The sequence below is a fragment of the Agromyces sp. P1_H4 genome (assembly GCF_056405255.1).
On the sequence record NZ_JBFUCL010000349.1, the window covers coordinates 1 to 3887 of the forward strand.

Annotated in this window: 3 protein-coding genes; 1 reads left to right on the plus strand and 2 read right to left on the minus strand. The window is 72.0% G+C overall.

Features of this window, described 5'->3' with window-relative positions; all coding sequences use genetic code 11:
• Positions 1–139: 139 nt before the first annotated feature.
• On the plus strand, positions 140–1657 hold the full coding sequence (locus AC1DY2_RS16795; RefSeq protein WP_476763451.1) for an aspartate ammonia-lyase: 1518 nt from the start codon (positions 140–142) through the stop codon (positions 1655–1657).
• 96 nt (positions 1658–1753) lie between these two features.
• On the opposite strand, the gene AC1DY2_RS16800 is transcribed toward AC1DY2_RS16795, so the two are convergent.
• Positions 1754–2629, minus strand: a complete 876-nt coding sequence (locus tag AC1DY2_RS16800) for a fumarylacetoacetate hydrolase family protein (RefSeq protein WP_476763449.1) — start codon at positions 2627–2629, stop codon at positions 1754–1756.
• A gap of 89 nt (positions 2630–2718) precedes the next feature.
• The coding region (locus AC1DY2_RS16805; RefSeq protein WP_476763450.1) for an AlkA N-terminal domain-containing protein at positions 2719–3887 on the minus strand (1169 nt) is incomplete at its 5' end.

Here is a 3887-nt window from a genome sequence, read left to right on the forward strand (position 1 = left end):
GACGCCGGCGGGCCACGGCGGCCCTGCCGTCCGCGACGGTCGGCGGTAGGCTCGGAGTCGAGTACCAGCGCGGCGACCCCGCGTGCACACCCAGCGCGGCGATCCCGCGCGTACGAGGCAATGGAGCCCAACCGTGTCGATGACCCGACCCGACCACCTGCCCGACCACCTGATTGCGGAGGAGGAGCACGTGAAGCTCCCCGTCGACCCCGGCACCGCCACCCGTGTCGAGACCGACTCGCTCGGCACCGTGGAGGTGCCCGCCGACGCCTACTGGGGCGTGCACACGATGCGGGCGCTCGAGAACTTCCCGATCTCGAAGCGACCCATCTCCGTCTACCCCGAACTCATCCGGGCCCTCGCCTCTGTCAAGCAGGCCGCTGCGCGCGCCAATCGCGAGGTGGGCGTGCTGAGCGACACGAAAGCCGCCTTCATCGACCAGGCCTGCCAGCGCATCATCGACGGCGACTTCCACGACCAGTTCGTCGTCGGCGTCATCCAGGGCGGCGCCGGCACCTCGACGAACATGAACGCGAACGAGGTCATCACGAACGTCGCCCTCGAGCTCGCCGGCTACGACAAGGGCCGCTACGACATCCTCCATCCCATCGACGACGTGAACCGCAGCCAGTCCACGAACGACACCTACCCGACCGCGCTGAAGATCGCGCTGGCCTTCTCCCTGGCGACGCTCCTCACCGAGCTCGAGCTGCTGCGGCAGTCGTTCCTGCGCAAGGCCGACGAGTTCCACGAGGTCCTCAAGGTCGGTCGCACGCAGCTGCAGGATGCCGTGCCGATGACGCTCGGGCAGGAGTTCCACGGGTTCGCCACGACGCTCGGCGAGGATCACGCCCGGCTCACCGAGACCATCTGGCTGCTCTCGGAGATCAACCTCGGCGCCACGGCCATCGGCACGGGCATCACCGCCGACCCGGGGTACGGCGCGGCCGCGGTGCGCCACCTCAACGCGATCACCGGACTCAGCCTCGAGTCGGCGCCCGACCTCATCGAGTCGACCAGCGACGCGGGCGCGTTCATGTCGTTCTCGGGCTCGCTCAAGCGCAGCGCCATCAAGCTCTCGAAGATCTGCAACGACCTGCGGTTGCTGTCGTCCGGTCCGCAGGCCGGGTTCGGCGAGATCAACCTGCCGCCGCGGCAGGCGGGCTCGAGCATCATGCCCGGCAAGGTGAACCCCGTCATCCCCGAGGCCGTGAGCCAGGTCGCCTATGCGATCGCGGGCACGGATGTCACGGTGACCATGGCGGCGGAGGCGGGCCAGCTGCAGCTCAACGCGTTCGAGCCCGTCATCGCGCACTCGTTGCTGCAGTCCATCACCTGGATGCGGCAGGCGTGCTGGACCCTTCGAGTCAACTGCGTCGACGGCATCACCGCGAACGTCGAACGCCTCAGCGCCATGGTGGCCTCGAGCGTCGGCGTCATCACGGCCCTCATCCCGTTCATCGGCTACGGTGCGGCCTCGACGCTCGCGAAGGAGGCTCTCGCCACCGGTCGTCCGGTCGCCGACCTCGTGGTCGAGGCGGGCCTCATGACGCGCCACGACGTCGAGCGCCAGCTCGCGCCGTCGCGTCTCTCGGGTATCCACCCGGTCACGAGCGCGATCCCGGTGATCGACCTGCAGGGCGAACCGCACGAGTGAGCCGGCCGGCATCCGGCGCGCACGCTCATCGCACGCCGGATGCCGCGTGCGCCCCGTATGCGCGCCCGGGCTCGTCGCCCCGGGAAGGCGACGACGTCAGATGACGCGGCAGTGGGTGGTGAGGGAGCCGATGCCCTCGACCGACACGGTGACGGTCGACCCGTCGCGCAGGAACACCTGCGGGTTCCGCGAGTAGCCGGCGCCGCCAGGGCTGCCCGTGGAGATGAGCGTGCCCGCGGGGATCGTCGCCGAGCGGGAGAGGTACGAGATGATCTCGGCCACGCCGCGCACCATCTCGTTCGTCGAGGCGTCCTGCAGGATCCGGCCGTCGAGGTTCGTCGTGAGCCAGAGGTCCTGGGGGTCGGGGACCTCGTCGGCGGTCACGACGACCGGCCCCGTCGGGGTGAAGCCGTCGAACGACTTGCACCGCGACCACTGGGCCTCACTGAACTGCAGGTCGCGTGCGGTGATGTCGTTGACGACGGTGTAGCCCCACACGTAGTCGAGGGCGTCGCGCACGTGCACGCCACGGGCGGGCCGGCCGATGATGACGCCGAGCTCCGCCTCGTAGTCGACCTGCGAGGTGAGGTCCTCGGGCCAAGTCGTGGTGGCGCCATGGCCGGCGAGGGAGTTGGGCCAGAGGGAGAAGATCGTCATCGCGGTCTCGGAGCGGAGCTTCAGCTCCGACGCGTGGGCGGCGTAGTTCGCGCCGATGGCGATGACCTGCGCGGGCCGCAGCACCGCCGAGGAGTGCCGCAGCTCGGAGACGGGCGAGAGTTCGACGCCGGCGGCGAGAGACGCGTCGACCGCGGTGCGCACCTCGTCGAGCCCCTCGGGGCCGCGTTCGATGAGATCCTGCAGGTCGCGCGGCGCGCACTCCATGACCTCGTCGAGGAAGAGCGCCGACTCCGCCACCACCGCCGCGAGCCGAGGGGTCGTCTGGCCTTCGACTCTGAGGTGCGCGAATCTCACCTGTCTAGGCTATCGGCCGCCGGGCTCGCTCGTCTGTGCACGGCGTACAACGAAGGCCTCCTCGAGCGACGCGATGTCGACAAGCATGGCTACGCGGCGCGCCAGAGGTGCATCGACGCGTAGCTCCGCCATGGCGCCCACTGCGCGCCCTCGGCCGCGAGGCGGGACGCGTCTCCGGGCAGGCCGAGCGCGACGGCGCCGTTGCGCAGGGCGAGGTCGCCAGTGAGCAGCACGTCGGGCGCACGGGTGACGCGCATCGCCACGTACCCGGCCGTCCATGGCCCGATGCCGGGCACGGCGAGCAGGTCGCGGACCAGCTCGTCGCGCTCACGTTCGGGCGCCACGACCAGGTCGCCCGTGTCGAGCCGACGTGCGACGTCGACGATCGTGCGGATGCGCGCAGCCGGCCCGCGCAGCACCCGCTCGCCCTCGGCGGCGATCGCCGCGGCGGTGGGGAACAGCAGGGTGGGGCCGTCGCCGGCCTGGCCGCCACCTCCGTCACCGCGGATGCGATCCCCGAGTTCGGCGGCGAGCCGCCCGAGCGCCGTGCGGGCCGCCTTCACCGAGACCTGCTGCCCGATGAGCGCGCGGAAGACGAGCTCGTGGGGGTCGAGGCATCCGGGCACCCTGATGCCGGGCACGGCGGCGACGGATGCCGCGAGCCGCGGATCGGTCGACAGAGCGGCGTCGATCGCCACGGCATCGGCATCGAGGTCGAAGAGCCGGCGCACGCGGGCGACGAGCGGGGGGAGGTCGGCGAGCGTGGCGAGTCGCGCATGGACGTCGATGGCGGGGCTGCCCGCATCGCCTGCGGCCTCCAACCGCACGAGCGCCGCACCGCCCGGCAGCCGGAGCGTGCGCCGGTACTGCAGCGGCCCGGCCTCTTCGACGCCGCCGAGGGCGCGCGCGCCGAGCCACGCGAAGACCCCCGCGGCGTCGAAGGGCGCCCTGGCCGGGAGGCGGAGGTGCACGACGCCGACGTGGGCGTCGCCCGCGACCGCGTCGTCGTCGGGCTCGACCGCCGCGACCCTCGCCCGATCGCGGAGGCGTGCGGCCGCGCGCAGCTCGAGCGGGCTGCGCTCGTAGACCGCGCGGATGGTGTCGTTGAACTGCCGGATGCTGCCGAAGCCCGCCGCGAACGCGACATCGGCGACCGGCAGCGCCGTCGAGTTGAGCAGCGCGCGCGCCGTCTGCGCGCGGTGGGCCCGCGACAGCGCGAGCGGGCCCGCACCGAGCTCGGCGGTGAGCACCCTGGTGA